The sequence below is a fragment of the Halomonas pelophila genome (genome assembly GCF_040196315.1).
GTDB lineage: Bacteria > Pseudomonadota > Gammaproteobacteria > Pseudomonadales > Halomonadaceae > Halomonas > Halomonas pelophila.
Window position 1 is genome coordinate 261,486 of sequence record NZ_JBEGCI010000002.1, and the last position, 25,446, is coordinate 286,931.

Consider the following 25,446-nt stretch of genomic DNA (forward strand, 5'->3'; position numbering starts at 1 on the left):
GAGCGGCATCCCACATGACCGAGCGCGGACGATTCATCACCCTGGAAGGCGGCGAGGGGGTGGGCAAGTCCACCAACCTCGCCCTGGTGGTCGATCACCTGCGGGCCCACGGGCACGAGGTGGTGGCGACCCGCGAGCCCGGCGGCACCCCCCGGGCGGAAGACATCCGCCGGCTGCTGCTGGACCCCGTCGAGGAGGAGCCCCTCGACCCGGACGCAGAGCTGCTGCTGGTCTTCGCCGCCCGCGCCCAGCACCTGGCGCGGGTGGTCAAGCCGGCCCTCGCGCGCGGTGCTTGGGTGGTCTGCGACCGCTTCACCGACGCCACCTACGCCTACCAGGGCGGCGGGCGCGGCCTCGACGCCGCCCGCATCGCCGAACTTGAGGCCTTCGTCCAGCAGGGCCTCGAGCCCGATCTCACCCTGCTGCTGGACATGTCCATGGAGGCCGCCCAGCGGCGCCTGGACGGTCGCCTCGAGGGTCAGGGCGAGGTGCGCGACCGCTTCGAGCGCGAGCGTGGCGACTTCTTCGAGGCGGTGCGTCGCGCCTACCTCGCCCGCGCCGAGGCCGCCCCCGAGCGGGTGGCGGTGATCGATGCCGGCGCCGCCATCGACGCGGTGCGCGCCGAGCTGCTGGCCCGCCTGGACGCGCGGATGGCCGCATGGCGATGACGTCCGTCGAGGTGCCACGCCCGCTGCCCTGGCTGATGCCACGCTGGCGCGAGCTCGTCAGGCTGGCCGCCGACGGCCGGCTGCCCCATGCCCTGCTGATCTCCGGGGGCCACGGCATCGGCAAGCACTCGCTGACCGAGGCGCTGGTGGCCCGTACCCTCTGCGCCTCGCCCGGGGAGTTCGCCTGCGGGGGCTGCCACGCCTGTCACATGCTGGCCTCGGGCTATCATCCGGACCTGCTGCGGGTGGCGCCGGAGGAGGGCAAGCGGCTGATCCGCATCGGTCCGGTACGCGAGGTCAACGCCTTCGTCGCCCAGACCGCTCAGCAGGGCGGCTATCGGGTGATCACCATCGCCCCGGCCGAGGCGATGAACGTGGCGGCCTCCAACGCACTGCTCAAGAGTCTCGAGGAGCCGGGCGGGCGCACCCTCTTCGTGCTGCTCTCCGACATCCCCTCGCGGCTGCTGCCGACCATCCGCTCGCGCTGCCAGCACTGGAGCCTGCCGGTGCCGGCGGAGGCCGACTGTCGGCCCTGGCTGACCGAGCAGCTGGGGGGAGAGGAGGAGGCCCGCTTCTGGTTTCGCGCCGCGGGAGGATTGCCGCTGCGCGCCCTGGAGCTTGCCGAGCCGAGCGCCCGGGCGCTGCGCCAGCAGCTGGTCGAGACCTTCGAGGCGCTGATGCGCGGGGGCGAACCGGTGGCCGAGGCGGCCCGCCTGGATCGCCAGTCCATCGACGCCATCCTGTGGTACGGTATCATCTGGCTTGAGGACCTGATTCGCCTGGGGCTCTCGGGCGATACTGCCGAGCTGCGCAACCCCGACCTGCTGGTGCTCTACCGCCAGGCGGTCAAGAATGCACGGGTACGTGACTGGTTCCGCCTGCTGGACTATGCCCGCGAGCAGCGACGGCTGCTGGCCGAGGGCGGTAACCCCAATCCCCAGCTGACCCTCGAGGCCTGGCTGGTACGCTGGTCCACGCTGCTGCGTTCCTGACACGCCGCGGCGCCCTCGACCGCTGTGACGCACCGCAAAGGGAGACACCATGGCCGCACAGAAGGCGCTTTCGCTGACCATCCAGGACGTCCCGACCCTGCTCTCGGCCTACATGCCGGTGCTCGAGCGCGGCGGCATCTTCGTTCCCACCCGCGAGCGCTACGAGCTGGGCCAGGAGGTCTTCCTGCTGCTCATGCTGCCCGGCGACGAGGAGCGGGTGCCGGTCACCGGCCAGGTGGTGTGGGTCTCGCCCGAGGGGGTGGCCGGCCGCCGCGTCCCGGGCATCGGCATCCACTTCAGCCCCGAGGACCAGGCCGTGCGCGACCGCATCGAGACCCTGCTGGCCGGCCAGCTGGACAAGGGCGCCCCGACCTACACCCTCTGACGGACCGCATCGGTCCGCTTGCCTGAACCCACTCTGCCATTTCGGAATTCCCCCGCATGTTCGTCGACTCCCACTGCCATCTCGATCGCCTCGATCCCGGCACCCACGGCGGCGATCTCGCCGCCGCCCTCGAGGCCGCCCGCGCCCGTGACGTCCGCCAGTTCCTGGCCATCGCCGTGACCCTGGACGACGTGCCGACCCTGGCCGAGATCAGCCGGGCCCACGACGACGTGGTGATCTCGGCCGGCATCCACCCCCTGCAGACGCTCGAGACGGAGCCCGACGTGGCGGCGATCACCGAGGCGGCCGAGCGCTATGGCGCCGTGGCCATCGGCGAGTGCGGGCTGGACTATCACTATCTCGACAAGTCCCCCGCTAAGGTGCCCTCCCGGGAGGTGCAGCTCGAGCGCTTCCGTCGCCAGCTGATCGCCGCCCGCGAGCTCGAACTGCCGGTGATCATCCACACCCGCGAGGCCCGCGAGGACACCCTGGCGCTGATCCGCGAGCACGTCGACCCGGCGGTGGGCGGGGTGCTGCACTGCTTCACCGAGGACCTCGACATGGCCCGCGAGGCGGTGCGCCACGGCTTCTACATCTCGCTCTCCGGCATCGTCACCTTTCGCAACGCCGAGTCGCTGCGCGACGTGGCGCAGAGGGTGCCGCTGGATCGGCTGCTGATCGAGACCGACAGCCCCTACCTGGCCCCGGTGCCACACCGCGGCAAGCCCAACGAGCCGGCCTGGGTGGTCGAGGTCGCCGAGTGCATCGCCGAGGCGCGGGGCATCAGCGTCGAGGAGCTCGCCGCCCAGACCACCGCCAACTTCTACCATCTGTTCCGGGCGGCGGTCCCCGAGGCGCCGGCGAACGTCCGCGACGCCCTGTCCCGCGCCGGGCTGGTCTAGACCCGAGACGCCACCGACAGAGGCCGCTGCCATGATCCTCGATCCCCTGCTGGCGCAGATCGAACCCCACGGCGAGATTCCCCCGGTGGATCGCTGGCACCCCGCCCAGCGCGGCGAGATGGACCTGACCATCGCCGCCGACGGTCGCTGGCTCCACGAGGGCACGGCCATCGCGCGGCCGCGGCTGGTGCGCCTGCTGTCGACCATCCTGCGCCGCGAGCCCGATGGCGACTACTGGCTGGTGACCCCGGCCGAGATGCAGCGCATCTGTGTCGAGGATCGCCCCTTCCTGATCGTCGATGCCGAGCCCGATGAGGGTGGCGACTGGTGGCTCACCACCAACGTCGGCGACCGGGTGCGCCTCGATGATGAGTGTCGGCTGACCCTCAGCGAGACGCCGGCCGGCGAGACGATCCCCGAGGTGCCGATCCGCTTCGGCCTAGCCGCCCGCCTGGGGCGCAATGTCTACTATCGCCTGGTGGAGCAGGCCGAGACCCGCGAGCTCGGCGAGAGCGCCCTCGAGCTGGGGCTGACCAGCGGCGGGGCCTGGCAGCCGCTGGGTCGGCTCGACGCGGACGAACGCCGGGACGGCGGCGGCCCATGAGCGAACGCGCCGCCTCTTCCCCGTCGCTGACCGCCGAGCAGCGGGCGGTGGTGTCCCACGAGCGGGGGCATGCCCGGGTCGCGGCCGTGGCCGGCGCCGGCAAGACCACCACCATGGTGGCCCGGGTGCTGCACCTGCTGGCCCGCGGCGTGCCCCCGGGGCGGATACTGGTGCTGATGTTCAACCGCTCGGCCCGGGAGGACTTCCAGGCACGCCTCGCGGCCATGGCGCCGGCCGGGCAGGCACTGCCCGACGTGCGCACCTTCCACTCGCTGGGCCATCGGCTCTCCGCCAGCCTGACCCGCTGGGGCGTCCTGGCGCCCCGCCAGCTGCTCACCGCCGACTGGCAGCTCGAGCGGCTGCTGCGCCAGGCGACCCTGGCGGCGCTCGCCGAGGAGCCCGAGGCCCGCGAGACGGCGCTGGACGCCGAGCGCCTCGAGGCGCTGGCCCATTTCTGCGGCCTGGTGAAGGCCGAGATGGCCTCGCCCGCCGAGCTGCATGGCCGGCTCGACTTCGGCGAGGAGACCGGCCACTTCGTGGCGGCCTTCGAGCACGCCGAGCGGCTGCTGGCCGAGCAGGGGCTGATGACCTTCGCCGACCTGCTCTATCGCCCGCTGCTGGCGCTGGAGGAAGACGCCGCGCTGCGCCACCGCGTGCAGGGCTTCCTCGATCACGTGGTCATCGACGAGTACCAGGACATCAATACCGCCCAGCAGCGCCTGCTGGCGCTGCTCGCCGGCCGAGAGGCCGAGGTGATGGCGGTGGGCGATGCCAACCAGTGCATCTACGAGTGGCGCGGTGCCCATCCCGACACCATGCTGGAGAACTTCACCGCGACCTTCGGCGCGGCGCACGACTACCCGCTCTCCACCACCTTCCGCCACGGCCATGCCCTGGCGCTGGCGGCCAATCACGCCATCGCCGCCAACCGCCGACGTCCCGACCAGCTCTGCCTGGCCGCCCCCGACAATCCCCGCACCGGGCTTGCGGTGGGGCAGGGCGGCCGGGCGCTGCTCGATGAGCTCGCCGCCTGGCATCGGCAGGGGCGGGGCCTCGACGAGGCCTGCCTGCTGGTGCGCAGCTGGGCGCTCTCGGTGCCGCTGCAGCTGGCGCTGCTGCGCGAGGGTATCCCGTTCCGGCTGGCCCGGGAGGATCGCTTCGTCTTCCGCCTGCCGCTGGTGGAGGCCCTGGCCGGCTACCTGCGCCTGGCCTTGGAGCCCCGGCTGCTCCAGGATCCGGGCCACCTGGCCCTGCTGCTGGCCCAGCCCACCTCCTTCGTGGCCCGAGAGCGGATCGCCGCCCTGGCCACCCGGCTGGCCGAGACTCAGCGCTGGCCGGAACGTCATGATCCTCTGCTGGAGGGGCTCAAGCCCCATCAGCGGCGCACGCTCAAGCGGCGCTGGTCGCTGCTCTGCGAGCTGCCGCGGCGATCGGCCTGGCCGCCGGCCCGCCTGCTCGAGCACGTGCTCGAGGCCGTGGAGGCCGAGAAGGTGCTGAAGCGCGCGGCCGCACGGCGCGACAAGGGCGAGGAGGACGTGCGACTGCTCGACGTGCTGGTCGAGCAGGCCCGCGAGCTCGGCAACGACACCGCCGCCTTCATCGAGCTCCTGTGCCGTCCGGTCGAGAATCGCCAGGACGGCGTGCTGATCACCACCGTGCACGGGGCCAAGGGGCTCGAGTGGCCGCTGGTGCTGCTGGCCGGCACCAACGAGGAGGACTTTCCCCACTACTCCCGCGACAACCCGCTGACCCCGGCGCGGCTGGAGGAGGAGCGGCGACTCTTCTACGTGGCCATCACCCGCGCCCGGGAGCGCCTGGTGCTGCTCCATGACGGCGGTGAGCACCGCCCCAGCCGCTTCATCGGCGAATCCGCGTGGGAGGACGGCCAGCGGGTCGCCCGGCGGCTGGCCGAAGTCGCTAACGGAGCAGAGGGTGGGGGTGACGCCGGGAGTGAGGCCGCCGAGCCGGGCGCCCCGCTGGCGGTCACCGACCCCGCGCTCGTCGGCCGCTACCTGGCGGCGCTGGGCCACGCTTTGCCGGTGGCCCGAGCGCGGCCCGCCTCGCCGGAGCCGGGGCGTGTCGCCCCGGGCCAGTTCCGGGTCGGCCAGGCCCTGCGCCATGCGGTGTTCGGCGAGGGCCAGATCGACGTGGTGGAGGGTGATCCTGACAACCCGGTGATCGAGGTACGCTTCCGCACGGCCGGCCGGCGCCGCCTGATCGCCTGCCGAGCCCCCATCGAACTGCTGGACGGAGTCGACGCATGAACGAGCCGCTGATCTCGGCCGCCACCCTGGCCGATGCCCTCGAGGGCCCCCATCCGCCCCGCCTGCTGGACTGCCGCGCCCGCCTGGGCGAGCCCGACGCCGGTCGCCGGCTGTGGGTCGAGGCGCACCTGCCGGGCAGCCTGCATGTCGATCTCGATCGCGACCTGGCCGCCGCGCCGGGGGCGGGCGGTCGGCATCCGCTGCCGGCGCCCGAGGCCTTCACCGCGGTGCTGCAGGGCCTGGGTATCACGCCACAGCAGCCCGTGGTGGTGTATGACGACATGGGCGGGCAGCTGGCGGCGGCGCGGGCCTGGTGGATGCTCGCCTGCTGGGCGGGGCATCCCGACGTACGCCTGCTCGATGGCGGGGTGAAGGCCTGGCTGGCGGCGGGGGGCGAGCTTCTGGAAGATGGTGACCCGGACGCCGCGCCGGCGCCGTCTGGCTGGCAACCGGCGTATCGCGACGCGGCCCTCGTCGGGGTCGACGAGGTCGCCGCCGAGGAGGCGCTGAAGGTTGATGCCCGCAGTCGCGAGCGCTTTCGCGGCGAAGCCGAGCCCGTGGACCCGGTGGCCGGCCATATTCCCGGCGCGGTGTGCCGCCCCAGCGCCGACAACCTCGACGCCAGCGGCCACTTCAAGCGCGCCGACGCGCTCGCCCGCGAGCTGCCCGAGGCCGACGCCTTGATCGCCTACTGCGGTTCGGGGGTCACCGCCTGCCATAATGTGCTGGCCTACGCCGTGGCCGGGCGAGCGCTGCCGAGGCTCTTCGTCGGCTCCTGGAGCGAGTGGATCCGCGATCCCGCCAGGCCCATCGCCACCGGCGACTGACGCGACGCGGACGCTCGATCGACACCAGCCACGGAACGTGAAGCGGCCCCGCCAATGGCGGGGCCGCTTCGTTGGGGCCGTTTAGGCGGGGCATGCGTTACATGTTCGGGTAGTTCGGCCCGCCGCCGCCCTCCGGCGCCACCCAGGTGATGTTCTGGGCGGGATCCTTGATGTCGCAGGTCTTGCAGTGCACGCAGTTCTGGAAGTTGATCTGGAACTTGGGCGTGCCATCGTCGGCCTCGACCACCTCGTAGACCCCGGCCGGGCAGTAGCGGCTTGCCGGCTCGGCATAGGTGGGCAGGTTGTCGCGGATCGGCAGCTCCGGGTCGGCCAGCTTCAGGTGGCAGGGCTGGTCCTCCTCGTGGTTGGTGTTCGACAGGAACACCGAGGAGGGCTTGTCGAAGGAGAGCTTGCCGTCGGGCTTCGGGTAGTCGATCTTCTCGCACTCGGCCGCCGGCTTCAGGGTGGCGTGGTCCGGCGTGGTGTCGTGGACGTTGGGCAGCTTGCCGCCGAGGAGCTGGTCGAGGAAGTTGTAGGCGCCGCCGCCGACGGTGCCGTACTTGTGGATCGCCGGGCCGAAGCTGCGGCTCTCGTCGAGTTCCTGGTAGGCCCAGCTCGCCTCCCACTTCTCGGTGAAGGAAGCGAGCTCGCGTCCGCCCTCGTCGCCCTCTTTAAGGGCCTCGAAGACCGCCTCGGCGGCCACCAGGCCGGACTTCATGGCGGTGTGCAGGCCCTTGATCTTGGCGAAGTTCAGGGTGCCGGCGTCACAGCCGATCAGCAGGCCCCCGGGGAAGGTCATCTTCGGCAGGCAGTTGAGGCCGCCCTTGGCGATGGCCCGGGCGCCGTAGGCCACCCGCTTGCCTCCCTCGAGGTGCGTCTTGAGCACCGGATGGTGCTTCATGCGCTGGAACTCGTCGAAGGGCGAGAGCCAGGGGTTCTGGTAGGAGAGGTCCATGATCAGGCCGACCACCACCTGCTGGTTCTCGGCGTGATAGAGGAACCAGCCGCCGTGGGTCTGCTTGTCCAGCGGCCAGCCGGAGCCGTGCAGCACCAGGCCCGGCTCGTGCTGCTCAGCGGGGACGTCCCACAGCTCCTTCAGGCCGATGCCGTAGTGCTGGGGGTCCTTGCCCGCGTCGAGCTCGAAGTCGCGGATCAGCCGCTTGCCCAGGTGGCCGCGGGCCCCCTCGGCGAACAGGGTGTACTTGGCGCGCAGCTCCATGCCCGGCATGTGGCCGTCCTTGGGCTGGCCGTCGGCGCCCACGCCCATGTCGCCGACGAGGATCCCCTTGACCACCCCCTCCTCGACGATCACCTCCTGGGCGGCGAAGCCGGGGAAGATCTCCACGCCCAGCGCCTCGGCCTGCTCGGCGAGCCAGCGGCACAGGTTGCCGGCGCTGATCACGTAGCGGGTGATGTCCCCGCCGGTGTTGTGCATGGTCTTCGGTACCAGGGCGTTGGGCAGCTTCTGGGCCTTCTCGGCGTCCTTGAGGAGATAGAGCTCGTCGCGGGTCGCGGGGGTGGTCAGCGGCGCGCCGCGCTCCTCCCAGTCGGGGAACAGCTCGTTGAGGGCGCGGGGCTCGAAGACGGCCCCGGAGAGGATGTGGGCGCCCACCTCGGAGCCCTTCTCCACCACGCACACCGTCAGCTCCTGGCCGGCCTCGTTGGCCTGCTGCATCAGGCGCGACGCGGCCGAGAGGCCCGAGGGGCCGGCACCGACGATGACCACATCGAAGTCCATGGAATCGCGTTCGACTTGTTCTTCCACCTGCTCTTCTCCTTCTGTCCCCGAGGACGCGGTCGGCGGATGCGACCAACGTCGATAGGATTTAAAACGGTCGTTTGCTTCTAGCCATGTCTCATGATAGGCATAATAGCGGTAAAGGGTCACCCCCTGCGATGGTGCAGGGGGCGGTGCAGGCAGGAATGGGCCCCGTCAGGCCGGGGATTGTTGATCCGGGCCGGTCATGGCACATTGGGAACGTTTTTCGCTGCAGCGCCTATCAAACGCTTGCATGAAACGCATAAGAGTATGCCGGCCGGTTCCAAGGAGGCGTGTTTCCCGCCCGCTCGCTTGGGTGGTCGAGGCCGCTTCTCTCATCATCAGGTTCCCAGAGTGAACCAAGCGAGGACACTATGAAGGTACTCGTCGCGGTCAAACGCGTCATCGACTACAACGTCAAGATCCGGGTCAAGCCGGACCACTCCGACGTCGACCTCACCAACGTCAAGATGGCCATGAACCCCTTCTGCGAGATCGCCGTGGAAGAGGCGGTGCGCCTGAAGGAGAAGGGCGTGGCCACCGAGGTGGTCGTCGCTACCGTCGGGCCCAAGGCCGCCCAGGAGCAGCTGCGCACCGCGCTGGCGCTGGGCGCCGACCGCGCCGTGCACGTCGAGACCGACGAGCGGGTCGAGTCGCTGGGTGCCGCCAAGGCGCTGGCCAAGATCGTCGAGGAGGAGCAGCCGGGCCTCACGATCCTCGGCAAGCAGGCCATCGACACCGACAACAACCAGACCGGCCAGATGCTGGCGGCGCTGACCGGGCTGCCCCAGGGCACCTTCGCCTCCGAGGTGGTTGTCGAGGGCGACAAGGCCAAGGTGACCCGCGAGATCGACGGCGGCCTGCAGACCGTCGAACTGACCCTGCCGGCGATCGTCACCACCGACCTGCGCCTCAACGAGCCGCGCTACGCCAAGCTGCCCGACATCATGAAGGCCAAGAAGAAGCCGATGGACGTCAAGACCCCAGCGGACCTCGGCATCGAGGTGGCCTCCAAGGTCAAGCTGGTCAAGGTCGAGCCGCCGGCCGAGCGCCAGGGCGGCGTCAAGGTGGGCTCCGTCGATGAGCTCGTGGACAAACTCAAGAACGAAGCCAAGGTGATCTCATGAGCATTCTCGTCCTGGCCGAACACCATGACGGCGCCCTGGCCGGCGCCACCGCCCACGTGGTCGCCGCGGCGCAGCAGATCGGTGGCGACATCGATGTCCTGGTGGCCGGCGAGAACGTCGGCGCCATCGCCGAGGCGGCCGCCAAGCTCGACGGCGTGAGCCGCGTTCGCGTCGCCGACCATGCCGTCTATGCCCACCAGCTCGCCGAGCCCATGGGCGCGCTGCTGGCCGAACTGGCCGACGACTACAGCCACCTGCTGGCGGTGGCCTCCACCACCGGCAAGAACGTGCTGCCGCGGGTCGCGGCGCTGAAGGACGTGGCGCAGCTCTCCGAGATCATCTCGGTCGAGAGCGCCGACACCTTCAAGCGGCCGATCTACGCCGGCAACGCCATCGCCACCGTGCAGAGCGACGACGCCCTGAAGGTGATCACCGTGCGCGCCACCGCCTTCGACGCGGTCGCCGAGGGCGGCAGCGCCGCCATCGAGGCCGTGGACGTCGTGGTCGACAACGCCCAGTCCAGCTTCGTCGGCGAGGAGCTGGCGCAGAGCGACCGTCCCGAGCTGGGGGCGGCCAAGGTCGTCATCTCCGGCGGACGCGGCATGGGCAACGGCGAGAACTTCAAGCTGCTCGACGGTATCGCCGACAAGCTGGGGGCCGCCATCGGCGCCTCGCGCGCCGCGGTCGACGCCGGCTTCGTGCCCAACGACATGCAGGTCGGCCAGACCGGCAAGATCGTCGCCCCGGAGCTCTACATCGCCGTGGGCATCTCGGGCGCCATCCAGCACCTGGCGGGCATGAAGGACTCCAAGGTGATCGTCGCCATCAACAAGGACGAGGAGGCGCCGATCTTCCAGGTGGCCGATTACGGCCTGGTCGGTGACCTGTTCGACGTCCTGCCGGAGTTGGAACAGAAGCTGTAACGGAAGATCGTGATCTTCCAGGTCGCGCTTTCGATCGTTACCGGCCTGGTCGGCGACCCGTTCGACGTCCTGCCGGAGCTCGAGCAGAAGCTGTAAACCGCTCTTGCGCGTCCCCTCAAGGCCGGCCCCTCCTCGGGGGCCGGCCTTGTCGTAGGTCGGCCGTATAGGGAGCAGATCCTTGATTAACGGGAGCTATAAAAGGGATAACGAGAACTATTAGCAACAAGTGCGCTTCTCTGCCATCCTTGGGAGTGAATCGGGGCGAGGGCCCCACGGATACCCGCAAGGAGGAAGCATCATGCCGCATACCCTTCCTGATCTTCCCTATGCCTACGACGCCCTGGAACCGCACGTTGATGCGCTGACCATGGAGATCCACCACTCCCGTCACCATCAGACCTACGTCAACAACCTCAACGCCGCCCTCGAGGGCACTGGCCTCGAGGAGGTGCACGTCGAGGAGCTGATCGCGAACCTTGACCATGTCCCGGACAGCCACCGCCAGGCCGTGATCAACAACGGCGGCGGTCATGCCAACCACTCCATGTTCTGGCAGATGATGTCGCCCGACGGCGGCGGTCAGCCGCACGGCAAGGTGGCTGAGGCCATCGACAGCGAGCTGGGCGGCTTCGACGCCTTCAAGGAGGCCTTCACCAAGGCCGCGCTGGGCCGCTTCGGCAGCGGCTGGGCCTGGCTGAGCGTCACGCCGGAGGGCACCCTGAAGGTGGAGAACACCCTCAACCAGGACAGCCCGATCATGGAGGGCCGCTGGCCCGTGCTGGGCCTGGATGTCTGGGAGCACGCCTACTACCTAAAGTATCAGAACAAGCGTCCGGATTACGTGGCGGCCTTCTTCAACGTCATCAATTGGGAAGACGTCGAGCGTCGCTACCAGAACGCCATCGGCTGAGATCATCTGGCGGGATAGTGGTCCCGCCGCTCTGGATCCGCATCGGCGCCGCGCCCCATTAAGGCGCGGCGTTTTTTCGTGGCGACTTTCGGTAGCGGCGCGCGGGGGCGGCCTGCAGCCCCACAGGAAGCGGTCGCCGTCGAGCCCGTCGGCCGGCGCCATCGGCAAGGGGCGAGCTAGCCGCCGCCGAACGGCGAGGCGGAGGGCGAAGGGCCCGGAGACGGTGCGTTAAGGAGCAGGACATCCGCAGGGGCGCGAATGCCGGTCATGAAGAGGGAGAGGCCCAGGAGCAGGATGAGCAGGCCCCCCGCGAAGCCGACCCAGCGAAAGCCTCGCTCGAGCCCTTGCCAGCGGAAGGAGTGCTGCAGGCGACGCTCGGCCCACCCCCTGGCCACGACGCTGGCCAGGGCCAGCGCCGAGACCGTCAGGGCCGTCCCTCCCGCCATGGCCAGCACTGCCAGCACCCCTGCCCAGTAGTGGCCGAGCAGGGAGGCGGCTCCGACCAGCAGGACGCTGCCGCTGCAGGGCCGCATGCCGATCGACGCCACCACCGCCAGGGCGCCCCGCCAGTCCTCGGCCTGGCGGGGTGTCAGGTGGTGGGCGCAGTCGCACGCCGGGTGATCGTGCGCATGATCAAGGACCGCCGCCTGACGAGGCAGACGCAGTGCGCGCCAGCACAGCCAGAGCCCCAGCATCGCGACCAGCAGGTAGCTGGCCTGTTCCAGCCAGACCACCGATTCCATGGCCTGGCGCGTCAGCCAGCCGAGCCCATGGACCAGCAGGGTGACCAGGGCAATGGCCACCACGGCCTGGAGCAGCGAGGCCAGGCAGGAGAGCAGCAGGGCCCGGCGCAGGGCGCCGCCCTGGCTGAGCAGGTAGGTGGAGAGCACCGCCTTGCCATGGCCGGGGCCGGCGGCATGGAAGATGCCGTAGCCGAAGCTGAGGCCGAGCAGGCTCAGCCAGGCGGTCGCGCTCGGGACGGCGTCGAGGGTGGCGACCGCCTCGGTGAGGGCGCGGTGCAGGTCGCGCTGCCAGGCCACCAATTGCAGGCCGAATCCCTGGCCGGACGCAATCCAGGCAAGGCCGAGCACCGCCAGCACCAGCCCCCCGAGCCCGATCAGCCAGGGCCATGGGAGGCGCGGGGCGCCTTCGGCGGGAGTCAGGGAGGATCGCATCGCACCTCTCCGGTCTCGGCAAAGAAGCGTCCCAGCCCTTCCGGCGCCTGGGCATCGCGGTCCAGGCGTGCCGCCTCGGCGACCCGGGTCGGGTCGGGATCGGCGGCGATGATACGCGTCTGGCAGTCGGCCCCCGTCACCACAAGCGCGTCGGGCCGGGGGGTGTCGCCCTCCGCCTCGTGCAGTACCTCGAGATAGTAGGTCGGGTCATAGATCCGGTAGCGCATCGGCCCCTGGCCGAGCGCCAGGGGCTCGGCCAGGGGCAGCCGGAACATGAGTTCGACGCGGCCGTCCCGCGCCAGGGTGGTGAGGTGCTCCACCTCACCGAGCGCGACCGTTTCGCCGCCCTGGGTGACGTGGGTGAAGTAGTGTTGCGGGGCGAGGTTGTGGCGGATCTCCACGCCGAGCTGGTCGAGGCGCGCCTCCATCGGGGCCTCGCCCTCGGCGGCTTGCAGCTCCTCTAGCAGCAGCAGGCTGTAGAGGGGGTCCAGGCGCCAGCGTTGCTGCAGGGCCTCGACCCGACCGCGCTCATCCACCTGGACGCGCACCGAGACGTCCACCCAGCCGTGAGGATGGGCCTGGCTCAGCAGGGGCCAGAGGGAGAGGGCACAGGCGAGGGCCAGGGCGAGACGGCGTCGTCCGGCCCGGCCGCGTAAGGAGCGTGTCGGCAGCATGGGCGATATCCTAGGGCAGTGGCGGGCAGGCGGCAACGCGGGATTGAGAGCGTTTGGCCTGGCCTCCTTCACAGGCGTCGCAGTCCCCACATGAAGTAGGCGCCGCCAAGCAGCGAGGCCACCAGGCCGGCCGGGATCTCCTCGGGGAACAGCAGCTGGCGGCCGAGGCCATCGGCCAGCACCATCAGCAGGGCGCCGGTGAGCGCGGCGCCGGCGAGATGCGCCTGGGCCCGGGTGAATCCCAGCAGGCGCGCCATGTGCGGGGCCAGCAGGCCGACGAAGGAGAGCGGCCCCACCACCAGGGTGGCCCCGGCGGTGAGCAGCGCCACCATCAGCAGCAGCGCCAGCCGCGCGCGGGCCAGGGGCAGCCCCAGGGCCGCGGCCGTGGCGCCGCCCAGCGGCAGGATGTCGAGCCAGCGCGCCAGCGGCGCGGCGGCCAGGGCCAGCAGCAGGGCCGCGGCGGCCACTGCCAGCGCGGCGGTCGGGTCGACGTAGTAGGTGGAGCCGGAGAGCCAGGCGATCACCTGCTGGCCGCGCGGGTCGCCGCCGGCCAGCACCACGCCCTTGATCGCCTCGAACAGCGCGGTGATCGCCACGCCCGTCAGCAGCAGCCGCTCTGGCTGGAAGCCGCTTCCGCGATTGATCCCCACCAGCACGGCCAGGCTGGCCAGCGCCCCCAGGGTGCCGGCGGCCACCAGGGTCAGGTTGCCGGGGGCGGGCAGCAGGAAGATGGCGCCCATCAGGGCGATGGCGCTGCCGCCGCTGATGCCCAGCACCTCGGGGCTGGCCATGGGGTTGGCGGTGAGGCGCTGGATCAGGGTGCCGGCGAGGGCGAGCATCACCCCGCAGGCGGCGGCGGCCAGCGCCCGGGGCGCGCGCCACTGCAGCACCCCCCAGTCGCCGGGCGCGGTCCACTGCCAGCCGTTGGGCCCCTGGCCGGCGAGCACCGCGATCGCCCCCACGCCGAGCAGGGCGATGGCGAGTCCGGCGGCCAGCCGCCGCGGGGCCGGATGGCGATGGCCGAGGGCCCGGGCCTCGCGCGGGGGCGTCTCGCCGCTGAGGCGCAGCCGCGGGATCAGCCACAGCAGCAGCGGGGCGCCCAGGGCCGCGGTGGTGGCGCCGGTGGGGATCAGGGTCGGCAGGTGGCCCGAGACGCGCTGCAGTGCCAGGTCGGTGGCGGCCAGCAGCAGGGCGCCGAGCAGCGTCGACCAGGCGAGGCGAGCGCCCAGCCTCCGCGCGCCGGCCAGGCGCACGATATTGGGCGCGGCCAGGCCGATGAAGCCGACGATCCCCACCACGCTGACGACGCAGCCGGTGAGAAAGACGGCGAGCCCGAGGCCGGCGAGGCGCAGGTGCTTGAGCGAGACGCCGAGGCTGCGGGCGCCCGCCTCGTCGAGGGCGAGGACCGCCAGGGGGCGCAGCAGCAGCCAGGCGAGCAGGCCGCCGATCGCCAGGCGCGGCGCCAGGAAGGCGACGTCCTGCCAGCCGTTCTGGTAAAGCGACCCGGCGCCCCAGATCAGCAGCCCCTTGAGCTCCTCCTGGTGGAAGAGCAGCAGCACCATGGAGAGCGCCCCGAAGTAGAGGTTGACCACCAGCCCGCCGAGCACCACCACCACCGGCGCCAGGCCGCGCCGCCAGGCCAGGGCGAAGACCAGCCCCATGGCCAGGCCGCCGCCGGCCAGCGCCACCCATTCCCGCCCCAGCCCCAGTAGGCCCGGGGCCATTAGCGAGGCGGCCATCAGCGCCAGGTTGGCGCCGCTCGCCACGCCCAGGGTGGTGGGGGCGGCCAGCGGGTTGCGCAGCACCTGCTGCATCAGCACCCCGGCGAGCGCCAGGCCGCCGCCGGCGAGCAGCGCCATGGCGAGTCGCGGCCACCAGGCGTAGTGCAGCACCAGGCTCGTGGCGGCCTCGCCCGGCGCCGCGGGCTCGAGCAGCGCGGCCAGTCCGGCCTCCAGGCCGGGGCCGGCGAGCAGGTGGTCGAGGGCGAGGGCCAGCACGCCGAGGGCGAGTGGCAGGCAGAGCAGTGTCGGCGTCAGCCGGGGGCGCCAGAGATGGTGCGAGGCGAGGGCGTCAGGCGGCATCGCCGGCCTCCAGGGCACTCACCAGCTGCTCGGCGAAACGCGTGGCCGAGGGCAGGGCGCCGAAGCTCCATACCGGCGGCAGCACGAGGGGGGCGCCGCGGCTCGCCTCGACCAGGTGACTCCAGAGGCCGCCGTCGTCCAGACGCTCGCGGACCCCGGCGGGGTATGGCTCCACCACCACCAGCCGGGCGTCGAGGCCAGCCAGCGCCTCGAGGCCCACCAGCGAGAAGCCCCAGGCGTTGGTGGGGCCGGTCCAGGCGTTGTCGAGGCCGAGGCGGTCGAGCACCGCCTGGTAGAGGCCGTTGTCGCCGAAGACCCGCACGTGGCGGCTATCCATGAACTGTACGACCACCAGTGGTGGCGTGGTGTCGCCGAGGCGCCGGCGCAGGGCGTCGAGCCGGGCCTCGGTCTCACCGATCAGCCGGGTCGCCGCCACGGGGCGCTCGACCAGTTCGCCGAGTGACCGGGTCAGCTCGCGCATCTCCGTCCAGGTGTCGCGCTCGGGGCGGTAGAGCGGCAGCGACGATACCGGGGCGATGCGCGCGAGACGCGGCGCGAGGTTGGCGAACATCGGCGAGATCAGGATGCGCTCGGGGGCGAGGCTCGCCAGCCGTTCCAGGTTGGGCTGGCTTCTCAGCCCTAGGTCGAGGGTCGAGGCAGGCAGGGCCGGCTCGCCCACCCAGGCGTGATAGGCCTCGACCTGGGCGACGGCGACGGGGGGCGCATCGAGCGCGACCAGCGTCTCGGCCAGGGTCCAGTCGAGGGTGGCGAGGCGTGGCGCATCGGCCGGAGCCGCGGCGGCGAAAAGCGCGGCGACCAGGCCGGCGAGCCATGTCGGGGCGCGTCGAGGGCGGGGCGATCCGGGAAACACGGCGAGCTCCATGGTCAGGGGCAGCGTGGCTAGTGGGCGATGGCGACGCGGTGCCCGCCACGGGGGTGGGCCATGACGTGCATGGGAATGCCGTAGATGGCCTTCAGGGTGTCGCCGTTCATCATCTCCTCGGGCGTGCCCTGGGCCAGCAGGCGGCCGCCGTGCAGGGCCACCAGGCGGTCGCAGTAGCGCGAGGCCATGTTGATGTCGTGGAGCACGATGATCACCCCGAGGTCGAGCTCCCGGCACAGCCGGCGGGTCAGCGCCAGCACCTCCACCTGGTGGGCGACGTCCAGCGCCGCCAGGGGCTCGTCGAGGAGCAGGAAGCGGCTGCCCTGGGCGAGCAGCATGGCCAGCCAGACCCGCTGGCGCTCGCCGCCGGAGAGGGTGTCCACCTGGCGATCGGCGAAGGGCTCGGTATGGGTCAGGGCCATGGCGCGGTCGATGGCCGCCTCGTCATCGCGGCCGTGGCGGCCCAGCAGGCCGCGCCAGGGGTAGCGGCCGAAGCCCACCAGCTCGCGGCCGGTGAGGTGGTCGGCGGCGGGCAAGTGCTGGGGCAGGTAGGCGACCCGGCGCGCGAAGGCGCGATGCCCCCAGGCCGTCAACGGCTTGCCATCCAGGCGAAGCTCCCCCCGGCTGGCGGCCTGCTGGCGGGCCAGCAGCTTGAGCAGGGTCGACTTGCCCGAGCCGTTGTGGCCGATCAGGCCGTGGACCCGGCCCTGCTCGAAGGCCAGGTCGAGGGGCTCAAGCAGGCACTGGCCGTTGACCTCGAAGGAGGCGGCGCGCGTTTCGATCATGGGGGCTCCGCTCGCGGAAGGCCGCCCCGGGGAGGCGGTGAGGATTTTCGCAAAGCGTAAGCCAAATAATAATACTTATCAATGCTATCGGTTGGCTGGGGCGGCAACATGCCGTAGCCTTGGGCCCCCGCCAACAAGGACCGTTTCGATGTCTTCCACCGCTTCCAGCTTCCAGGCCCTGGGGCGCCTCTTGCGCTATGCCCGGGGCTATCGGCGTCGCATCCTCGCCGCCACCCTCTGCTCGATCCTCAACAAGCTCTTCGATATCGCTCCTGAGATCCTGATCGGCGTGGCCATCGACGTGGTGGTCAACCAGGAGGAGAGCTTCGTCGCGGGGCTGGGCTTCACCACCGCCGAGCAGCAGATCCTGGTGCTCGGCGCGCTGACCTTCTTCATCTGGGCCGGCGAGTCGCTGTTCGAGTATCTGTTCCAGATCCTCTGGCGCAACCTGGCCCAGCGGCTGCAGGCCGACCTGCGTCAGGACGCCTACGAGCATGCCCAGCGGCTGGACATGGGCTTCTTCGAGTCACGAAGCTCGGGGCAGCTGGTGGCGACCATGAACGACGACGTCAACCAGCTCGAGCGCTTCCTCGACGGCGGCGCCAACGCCATGATCCAGGTCGCGGTGACCGTGGTGGCGGTGGGCGCGGTCTTCTTCGTGCTCTCGCCCTTGATCGCCCTGCTGGCCTTCACGCCGATCCCGCTGATCGTCTGGGGGGCCTTCTACTTCCAGCGCAAGGCCGGGCCGCTCTACGCCGACGTCCGCGAACGGGTCGGCGAGCTCTCAAGCCGCCTCTCCAACAACCTGGCGGGCATCGCCACCATCAAGAGCTTCACCGCCGAGGCCCGCGAGGCCGAGCGCCTCAAGGCCGCCAGCGAGGCCTACGTGGCGGCCAACCGCCGGGCGATTCGCTTGAGCTCCGCCTTCATCCCGGTGATCCGCATGGCGATCCTCACCGGCTTCCTCGCCACCTTCACCGTGGGCGGCATGATGGCGCTCTCGGGCGAGCTCAACGTGGGCGCCTACGGCGTGCTGGTGTTCCTCACCCAGCGGCTGCTGTGGCCGCTCACCGGGCTGGCCCAGGTGATCGACCTCTTCGAGCGCGCCATGGCCAGCACCCGGCGCATCCTCGACCTGATTGCCACGCCCATCCGGGTGCGCGACGAGGCCACCGAGGCGCTGGCCACGCCGGTGCGCGGCGCGGTGGCCTTCGAGGCGGTGAGCTTCCACTACGACGAGGGGGGCGCCGGGGTCCAGGGTATCGACCTGGCCGTGCCGGCGGGGCATACCCTGGCGCTGGTCGGGGCCACCGGCTCCGGCAAGTCGACGCTGATCAAGCTGCTGCTGCGCTTCCACGACCCCGACGCGGGACGGGTGACCGTCGACGGCCAGCCGGTCGACGCGGTGTCGCTGGCGTCGCTGCGCGGGGCCATCGGCCTGGTCAGCCAGGACGTCTACCTGTTCGAGGGCACGGTGCGCGACAACATCGCCTACGGCAGGCCCGATGCTCCCGAGGCCGAGATCGTCGAGGCGGCGCGCACCGCCGAGGCCTGGGACTTCATCCAGGCGCTGCCCCAGGGGCTCGACACCGTGGTGGGCGAGCGCGGGGTTCGCCTCTCCGGCGGCCAGCGCCAGCGGCTGTCGCTGGCCCGGGCGCTGCTCAAGGATCCGCCGATCCTGGTGCTCGACGAGGCCACCAGCGCCGTGGACAACGAGACCGAAGCGGCGATCCAGCGCTCCCTCGCGCGCATCGGCCACGGCCGCACCGTGATCATGATCGCCCATCGGCTCTCGACCATCGTTCACGCCGATGCGATCGCCGTCATCGAGGCCGGTCGGGTGGTCGAGCGGGGCACCCACGCCGAGCTGCTCGCCAGGGACGGCCGCTACGCCGCCCAGTGGCGGGTGCAGACCGGCGAGGTCGAGGCGGCCGCGACCTCGGGCTGACGCGAGCCCCGTTCTTTGCCTCCAGGCGGCGACCGCAGGGCCGCCGTCGAGGCGGGTGGTCGATGCGGACGCTTCCAACGAGAATAAGTTCCAATTGGGTTGTTGTTATTAATGCGAGTCATTATCATGCGCATTCCCGTGCATAAGACCCAGAGGCTTGCTTCCCCATGTTCCCATCCGCTTCCCGTCGCGTCGGGGTCGACCCCCTCGCCCAGGCCGTGCGCCGCGCCCTCGGCCTCGCCACCCTCGGCAGTCTCGTGTTGGGCTCGCCCGCCCTGCTGGCCGAGGAGGCCGCGTCCGCCGAAGCGCTCGAGACGGTCACCGTCGAGGCCGAGGCGCTGTCGCTGGTCACCGAGGGTGCCGATGACTACCGGGTCGCCCAGACCAGCACCGCGACCAAGCTCGATCTGACGCCGCGCGAGACGCCGCAGTCCGTCTCCACGGTGACCCGCGCCCAGATCGAGGATTTCAATCTCAATACGATCAATGACGTTCTGGAGAGCGCACCGGGGGTGACGGTAGAGCGGCCGGAAACGGACCGCACCTACTACAGCTCGCGCGGGTTCGAGATCTCGAACTTCCAGGTCGACGGTCTGCGCGTGCCGATGCCCTACAACAACGTCCACGGCGATATCGATACCGCCCTCTATGACCGCGTCGAGGTGGTGCGCGGCGCCACCGGCCTGATGTCCGGCTCGGGCAATCCGGCGGCCACCGTCAACTTCGTCCGCAAGCGGCCCACTGCGACGCCCCAGGCCTCGGTGTCGACCACCCTGGGCAGCTGGGACCATCGTCGCTTGGCGCTCGATATCTCCGGCCCCCTGGACGATGAGGGTCGGGTGCGCGGCCGCCTGGTCGCCGTGGGGCAGGAGGGCGACTCCTACCTGGATCGGCTACATCGGGAGCGGGGCCTGCTCTACGGGGTGTTGGAAGTCGACTTGACCGACAGCACTCAGCTGGCGCTGGGGCATACCTGGCAGCAGAACGACACCGACAGCAACATGTGGGGGGCATTGCCGCTCTACGATTCGGCTGGTAACGCCACTGACTATGATCGCTCAACGTCATCGGCCTCGGACTGGTCCTACTGGAATGTGGAAACGCAGCGCAGCTTCGTCGAGTTGACTCAGCGGCTCTCTGACGACTGGTCGCTCACAGGCACGGTGACCCATCTGGACATGATTACCGATGCCAACAGTTTTTATATCGGCGCTGTTCCAGATGCATCAACGGGAGAGATTTCCAATAACGATTACGATTTAGTCTTAAGCAAGTTTGATCGACACTTGGAGCAGTGGGTCGCGGACCTGCATGCCAAGGGCAATGTCGAGGCGTTCGGGCGAACCCATCAGCTGGTGCTGGGCACGGACTGGGCGCAGAGCCGTAATCAGCAGTGGTCTGACATGAGGCGCAAAAACCTGCCTCAAGGATTGCCTCCGCTGGATGATTGGGACGGCCATTATCCTGAACTGAGCTTCACTGAATCTTACGGTGGTGACGCCACCATCAAGGAGCGCAGCGTCTACGGTGCCGGCAAGCTGGATCTGGCCGACCGCTGGACGCTGGTCACCGGCGCCCGGGTGAGCTGGCTGGATACCGTGGGCGAGCAGTACGGCAGCTCCCAGGACACGAGCCTCGACAACGAACTGACGCCCTATGCCGGCCTGATCTACGACCTCACCGACCGGGCCTCGCTCTACGCCAGCTATACCGAGATCTTCACGCCCCAGACCGAGATGGACCGCAGCGGCCAGTATCTCGATCCTATCGAGGGGGCCAGCTATGAGCTGGGGCTCAAGGCCGACGTCTTCGACGGCGGCGCGGATTCCGCCCTGGCCGTGTTCCGCACTGAGCAAAATAATGTGGCTCAGGTGATCGATAATATCGGTGGCCGGGATGTTTACGCTGGGGCAGACGGCATCACCAGCGAAGGCGTCGAGGTGACCCTCGCCGGTGAGCTGGCGCCGGGCTGGCAGGCCAGCGCCGGCTACACCTACCTGGAGATCGAGGACGCCGACGGCGAGGCCACCAATACTTATATCCCGCGTCATTTGGTACAGGCGACCACGAGCTACCGTCCAGCAGCCTTGGAGGCGCTCAAGGTCGGCGCTCGGCTGCGCTGGCAGGACGATATCGAGAATGAGCGCAGTAGCCAAACAGTTGACGGCAAGAATCGTCAGGACGCCTATGCGCTGGTCGACCTGATGGCGAGCTATGACTTCAGCGACAATCTCACCGGCTCGCTCAACGTCAACAACGTCACCGACGAGACCTACCTGACCAGCCTGAAGTGGGATCAGGGCTTCTACGGCGCCCCGCGCCACGTCATGGCCAACCTGACCTGGACCTACTGAGGCATCGCCTCGTTCGACCAGGCCATCCAGGGCCCACCCCGGTGACGGGGTGGGCCCTTGGCGTTTCTGAGGGAGGGATCGGTGCGGCCATGCCCGTTGGAGTGATCGATGCGGTCTGCCCCCTCAGCACCTGCCCAGGTCCTCGAGGAGGGGCGGGGCTTTTCCGTAAGCCAGGGCATCGCCGATGACTGCCGGGCACGAAAAAAGACCGGCAGTCCGATGGCTGCCGGTCAGCGTCGACTGGAAGTGAGGCGCGAGGGTCAGAAATCGTAGCTAATGGTGGCCTTCACGCTGCGCTCGGCGCCGAAGTAGCAGTAGCTGAGGCTATAGCAGGAGGCGACGTAGTCCTCGTCGAGCATGTTGTTGATGTTGATCTTGCCGGTTAAACCCTTCAGGCCTATTTCGCCAAAGTCATAGCCGATCATGCCGTCGAGCAGGGTATAGCTCGGCACTTCGCGAGTGTTGTCGCGGTCAGCGTAGCTCTCGGTGTAATGGCGGACGCCGAGGCCGGCATCGAAGCCACGCAGCGGACCACTGGAGGCATCGTAGACCCCCCACAGAGTGGCGGTCTGCTCCGGCACCGAGTTGACTTGATTCCCTTCATAGCTGTTGCCGGTTTCCTCATAAGTGGCATCGGTGTAGGTGTAGCCTGCATGGATGCTGACGTCCTGCGCCAGCTGAACGCGGGCTTCCAGTTCGATTCCTTGGGATTGGATCTCGCCGATGGTCTCGTAGTCGGCGGAGGGGTTTTCCTTGGTGGCGATATTTTCCTGGGTAATGTGGAAGGCCGTCAGGCTGTACTGATCGTCCGTACCGTTCGGCTGGTACTTGAGACCGGTCTCCACCTGCTCGCCCTCGGTGGGTTCCAGGATGGTGCCGTCGAGCTTCGATATGCTGTTGGGCGAGAACGAGGTGGTGTAGTTGATGAACGGCGACACGCCATTATCGAAGCTATAGAGAAGGCCGGCGCGGCCACTGAATTGGGTATCCTCGCGGGAATTCTTCGTATCGTTAAGGCGCTCGACGTTGTCGATCTCTACCCAGTCATGACGTGCCCCAAGCATGGCATGCCAGTTGCCCCAGTTGATCTGGTCCTGGAAGTAGGTGCCGATCTGCTCGAGCTCCCGGTCTTTCTTGAAATAGGTGGTAACGCCAGTAGGCGTCGCGCCATATTGCGGATCAAAGACATCGATCGGCGTCAGCGCGCCGTAGGCATCCTCCGTATCGGTCTGGCGGTACTGGTAGTCGGCACCGAACAGCAGGCGATGACTCACGCCACCGGCATTCAGGCTGTATTCGAGCTGGTGGTCGAGCGTCCATGCCTCCAGGCTCTCCTCGGACTCCAGATAGCCGCGATTCATCTCGGTCTCACTGGCGTAGCTGGTGACGTAGGCCTGATCATTGATGACGTCCGATTCCAGGTAGCGCACCTTCTGGCGCGCGGAGAGTCGGTCGCTGAAGCGGTGTTCCAGTTCGTAACCGAGCAAGGTTTGATCGCGTTCGAACTTGTCGTGCTTGGGTTCGCCCTCGAAGGTGCTGATGTCGATCTTGCGGCCGGACCGGCTGGAAACGGTGCCCTCGTACGGCAGCCCTCCGTGGTAGCCGCCTTCAGGCTCACGTGAGAGATAGGCATTGAGGTTAAGCGTTGTCTTGTTGGTCACATCCCAGGTTACCGACGGGGCGATGGCGTAGCTCTCTTCTTCGACGGAATCGAATTGAGTATCGCCGCCACGCGCAATACCGGTGATGCGGAAAGCTGCACGCTGGCCATCGTCGAGGCTGCCGGTGACATCGAAGCCGGTGTGGTATTGATACCGGTTGCCATAGCCTGCTGTAACCTCGCCGGTCACTTCGTCAGTAAACTTCGGGCGTTTGCTGGTCAGTGAGACCAGCCCGCCCGGGGAGGCTCGGCCGTAGAGCACCGAAGCAGGCCCCTTCACTACTTCTAGTGACTCCAGCATGTAGGGGTCGATTTGAAGTGAGCTATAGGTGCCGGCATCACCCATCAGCTTCAAGCCGTCGAGGAAGGTGTTGCTGACGCTGCCGTCGGTGAAACCGCGCAGCACGATGTAATCGTAGCGGTTGGATGAGCCGATCTGATTGGTAAAAGCGCCGGGCGTGTAATCGAGGGTCCGCTGCACTGTTTCGGCCCCTTTCTGCTCCCACTCGTCACTCTCCACGCGAGAGGTCGACTGCGGCGTCTCGTTGAAGGGTGTCTCGGTCTTGGTGGCGGCCTGGGCGGTGACGGTCAGGGTGGAGAGTTGCTCGGCGTCTCCGGCGTGGGCCGTCAGGGTGAGGCTTGCGGTGGCGAGCGACACCGCCAGCGAGAGCGGACGTGGAGTCGGCATGCGGGACATCCTTGCTGAGAGCGTGTGGCTTTAGGAAATGAGAAGTATTCCCTTTTGCCTGCTCGGCGGGGTATGCCGAATGCTCACGTGGCTATTCCAGGTGATCAGGTCGCCGCCGGCAGGGAACTTGGCGGGTAGCCGAAGTGGCGACGAAAGGCGGTCGCGAAGTTGCTGGCGTGGCGGTAGCCCGAGAAGTGGGCGGCCTGCTGGACGCTGCAGCCCCGCGCCAGATAGTCGTGGGCCAGGGCCAGCCGGCACTCGCGCCGGTAGTCGAACACGCTGCGACCGAAGGCCGCCTGGAACTTGCGCCGCAGGCTGGCGGGGCTCATGGCGGCGAGCTCGGCCAGGTCGGCGAGGCGATGCTCGGCGGCGGGATCGTGGCGGAGGACGTCGCGGACCCGTTCCAGGCGCCGGCGCTCCCGGGGCGCCAGCCGGGCAGTGTCCGACGCCGGCGAGACGTCGAGGACGCCGCCGTGGGCCAGCAGCTGCAGGCTCAGCCCCTCGAGCAGCAGTCGCTGGGCCTCGCCGGGCAGCGGCGTGGCGAGGACCTGCTCGAGGCCCAGGCGGAGCGGCTCGGGAAGCCGCCAGGCCCGAAGGGGGCAGGCCTCGGCGCATGGCGGGCGCATCCCTAGTCGGGCCAGGCAGGTCTCGTCGAGGCCGAGGGTCAGGGCCCGCAGGCGCTGGCCGGCGGGTTGAGTCGCCCGCAGGCCGTGACCTGCATCGAGGCGGATGCTCAGCGCCATGCCGGGGGTCAGCGTCAGGTGGCGTTTCTCGAGGCTGACGTCGGCGTAGCCTTCCAGCATGACCACGATCGACAGTGGCGAAGGGGTGCGGGAGAGGGAGTCGTAGCGGTGGATCACCTCCACGTCGGAGGCGACCAGCTGCATGCCCGGGCGCGGTGAGAACTCGCGCACCGTCCCGGTCATCACCGGCACCTCGGCGCGGGGCGAGAGGCCCGGCACCCGATAGTCGAGGCCGTAGTGCCGGCCATAGGCGTGCAGGTCCCGGAGGGTATGGGCGCGCGCCGGGGCGCTACGCGCGCTCATGCGCTTGCCTTGGCCATCCCCGTGCCCCTCGCCGCCGTGGCGCCGCGGCGACACTCCAGTGGGCAGTTGGCGCAGTAGCCCAGCTCGTCGATCAGGTAGCGGATGCAGCACAGCCGACGCACCCGCGCGGGCTGGTCCGACTTGGCGGGAGTGACGTAGCGCACCGGGCGGAAGAGCGGGTTGCGGCGGCCGTCGGGCAGGGTGCGGCGCTCCATCAGCGCCCGGGCGGGGTCGCCTACGTCAGGCCCGGCCATGGGGTGGTCGGCCAGGGCGCCGGCGAAGTGCTCGAAGTAGTTGCCGGCGTTGCTCCAGAACACCTTGGGCGAGGCGCCGGTGGCCGCGGCCAGGGCCTCGACCAGCGGCGTCAGGTGAGCGTCGAGCAGGGTGGCGAAGCGCGACTCGGGTTCGAGCTCGGCCAGGGGCCGGCCGGCATGGGGCAGCACCAGCCCGGCGGTCTGGCCCTCGTCGGACTGCACCAGGTGCAGCTCATGAAGCCCCAGCGGCAGGTCGCGTTCGAGCAGCAGATTGGCCGCCAGGCCATGGGCGGCCAGCGCGCTGAAGTGCCACTTGGACCAGAGCGAGGCCACCGCTCGGCGGTCGCCGTGGCCATATTTTCGGCCGAAGCGCTCGAACAGCTCGGTGAGGTAGGTCGGCTCGAGCAGGGTGCTGGCGGGCAGGGCGTCCGGGCCGGGCGTCGGCGCGACCCGGGGGGGCGTCAGGCCCTCCAGGGGGCCGATATAGAGCGTCGACAGCGCGTGGGTCATGGGGCCTCCGCCGGGAACGTCGTCGCT

General features: G+C 69.6%; 21 protein-coding genes. 12 read left to right on the top strand and 9 right to left on the bottom strand.

Going from position 1 to position 25,446, the window contains the following annotated elements; translation table 11 throughout:
• The first annotated feature begins 14 nt into the window (after positions 1-14).
• The 7 genes from tmk to ABE957_RS03055 are packed head-to-tail and all read left to right on the top strand — an operon-like array spanning position 15 to position 6,642.
• Entirely contained in the window at positions 15-668 is a 654-nt protein-coding gene (gene tmk / locus ABE957_RS03025) for a dTMP kinase (RefSeq protein WP_349757191.1), read from the top strand.
• Entirely contained in the window at positions 659-1,660 is a 1,002-nt protein-coding gene (locus ABE957_RS03030) for a DNA polymerase III subunit delta' (RefSeq protein WP_349757192.1), read from the top strand. The genes tmk and ABE957_RS03030 overlap by 10 nt, the downstream gene beginning before the upstream one ends.
• Before the next feature lie 49 nt (positions 1,661-1,709).
• Complete coding sequence (locus ABE957_RS03035) at positions 1,710-2,045, top strand: PilZ domain-containing protein (protein WP_349757193.1); 336 nt, start codon at positions 1,710-1,712, stop codon at positions 2,043-2,045.
• A 56-nt stretch (positions 2,046-2,101) separates the two neighbouring features.
• Positions 2,102-2,947, top strand: coding sequence for a TatD family hydrolase (locus ABE957_RS03040; protein WP_349757194.1), 846 nt, complete (start codon positions 2,102-2,104; stop codon positions 2,945-2,947).
• A gap of 31 nt (positions 2,948-2,978) precedes the next feature.
• The gene (locus ABE957_RS03045; RefSeq protein ID WP_349757195.1) at positions 2,979-3,551 is read left to right on the top strand and encodes a DUF1285 domain-containing protein; all 573 of its coding nucleotides are present in this window, start codon (positions 2,979-2,981) and stop codon (positions 3,549-3,551) included.
• Entirely contained in the window at positions 3,548-5,815 is a 2,268-nt protein-coding gene (locus ABE957_RS03050; RefSeq protein ID WP_349757196.1) for an ATP-dependent helicase, read from the top strand. Before ABE957_RS03045 ends, ABE957_RS03050 begins: the two co-directional genes overlap by 4 nt.
• Complete coding sequence (locus tag ABE957_RS03055) at positions 5,812-6,642, top strand: sulfurtransferase (protein WP_349757197.1); 831 nt, start codon at positions 5,812-5,814, stop codon at positions 6,640-6,642. Before ABE957_RS03050 ends, ABE957_RS03055 begins: the two co-directional genes overlap by 4 nt.
• A 97-nt stretch (positions 6,643-6,739) precedes the next feature.
• On the opposite strand, the gene ABE957_RS03060 is transcribed toward ABE957_RS03055, so the two are convergent.
• Entirely contained in the window at positions 6,740-8,380 is a 1,641-nt protein-coding gene (locus ABE957_RS03060) for an electron transfer flavoprotein-ubiquinone oxidoreductase (RefSeq protein WP_349757292.1), read from the bottom strand.
• 395 nt (positions 8,381-8,775) lie between these two features.
• Between ABE957_RS03060 and ABE957_RS03065 the strand changes: the two genes are divergently transcribed.
• The 3 genes from ABE957_RS03065 (at position 8,776) to ABE957_RS03075 (ending at position 11,361) form a co-directional block, all read left to right on the top strand.
• Entirely contained in the window at positions 8,776-9,528 is a 753-nt protein-coding gene (locus ABE957_RS03065; RefSeq protein WP_349757198.1) for an electron transfer flavoprotein subunit beta/FixA family protein, read from the top strand.
• Positions 9,525-10,451 (top strand): electron transfer flavoprotein subunit alpha/FixB family protein, encoded by a 927-nt coding sequence (locus tag ABE957_RS03070; protein ID WP_349757199.1) that lies wholly within the window; start codon positions 9,525-9,527, stop codon positions 10,449-10,451. Before ABE957_RS03065 ends, ABE957_RS03070 begins: the two co-directional genes overlap by 4 nt.
• A 298-nt stretch (positions 10,452-10,749) precedes the next feature.
• Entirely contained in the window at positions 10,750-11,361 is a 612-nt protein-coding gene (locus ABE957_RS03075; protein WP_349757200.1) for a superoxide dismutase, read from the top strand.
• Positions 11,362-11,537: 176 nt separating this feature from the next.
• Here the strand turns inward: ABE957_RS03075 and ABE957_RS03080 are convergent, their stop codons facing one another.
• The 5 genes from ABE957_RS03080 to ABE957_RS03100 form a co-directional block, all read right to left on the bottom strand.
• Positions 11,538-12,536: a nickel/cobalt transporter gene (locus tag ABE957_RS03080; protein ID WP_349757201.1), complete on the bottom strand. Its 999-nt coding sequence runs from the start codon at positions 12,534-12,536 to the stop codon at positions 11,538-11,540.
• Complete coding sequence (locus ABE957_RS03085) at positions 12,521-13,210, bottom strand: DUF1007 family protein (RefSeq protein ID WP_349757202.1); 690 nt, start codon at positions 13,208-13,210, stop codon at positions 12,521-12,523. Before ABE957_RS03085 ends, ABE957_RS03080 begins: the two co-directional genes overlap by 16 nt.
• Before the next feature lie 68 nt (positions 13,211-13,278).
• A complete protein-coding gene (fhuB, locus tag ABE957_RS03090) occupies positions 13,279-15,291 on the bottom strand; it encodes a Fe(3+)-hydroxamate ABC transporter permease FhuB (RefSeq protein WP_349757203.1) in 2,013 nt (670 codons plus the stop codon).
• Positions 15,281-16,162, bottom strand: coding sequence for an iron-siderophore ABC transporter substrate-binding protein (locus ABE957_RS03095; protein ID WP_349757205.1), 882 nt, complete (start codon positions 16,160-16,162; stop codon positions 15,281-15,283). The genes fhuB and ABE957_RS03095 overlap by 11 nt, the downstream gene beginning before the upstream one ends.
• 29 nt (positions 16,163-16,191) lie before the next feature.
• A complete protein-coding gene (locus ABE957_RS03100; RefSeq protein ID WP_349757206.1) occupies positions 16,192-16,959 on the bottom strand; it encodes an ATP-binding cassette domain-containing protein in 768 nt (255 codons plus the stop codon).
• A gap of 148 nt (positions 16,960-17,107) precedes the next feature.
• Between ABE957_RS03100 and ABE957_RS03105 the strand changes: the two genes are divergently transcribed.
• Together ABE957_RS03105 and ABE957_RS03110 are read left to right on the top strand one after the other, a co-directional pair.
• The gene (locus tag ABE957_RS03105) at positions 17,108-18,907 is read left to right on the top strand and encodes an ABC transporter ATP-binding protein (protein WP_349757208.1); all 1,800 of its coding nucleotides are present in this window, start codon (positions 17,108-17,110) and stop codon (positions 18,905-18,907) included.
• A 167-nt stretch (positions 18,908-19,074) separates the two neighbouring features.
• On the top strand, positions 19,075-21,261 hold the full coding sequence (locus tag ABE957_RS03110; protein WP_349757210.1) for a TonB-dependent siderophore receptor: 2,187 nt from the start codon (positions 19,075-19,077) through the stop codon (positions 21,259-21,261).
• 260 nt (positions 21,262-21,521) lie between these two features.
• Here the strand turns inward: ABE957_RS03110 and ABE957_RS03115 are convergent, their stop codons facing one another.
• From ABE957_RS03115 to fhuF, 3 genes are all read right to left on the bottom strand, one after another.
• Positions 21,522-23,609: a TonB-dependent siderophore receptor gene (locus ABE957_RS03115; RefSeq protein ID WP_349757212.1), complete on the bottom strand. Its 2,088-nt coding sequence runs from the start codon at positions 23,607-23,609 to the stop codon at positions 21,522-21,524.
• A 104-nt stretch (positions 23,610-23,713) separates the two neighbouring features.
• Positions 23,714-24,655, bottom strand: a complete 942-nt coding sequence (locus tag ABE957_RS03120; RefSeq protein WP_349757213.1) for a helix-turn-helix transcriptional regulator — start codon at positions 24,653-24,655, stop codon at positions 23,714-23,716.
• On the bottom strand, positions 24,652-25,419 hold the full coding sequence (fhuF, locus tag ABE957_RS03125; protein WP_349757214.1) for a siderophore-iron reductase FhuF: 768 nt from the start codon (positions 25,417-25,419) through the stop codon (positions 24,652-24,654). Before fhuF ends, ABE957_RS03120 begins: the two co-directional genes overlap by 4 nt.
• Between the last annotated feature and the right edge of the window lie 27 nt (positions 25,420-25,446).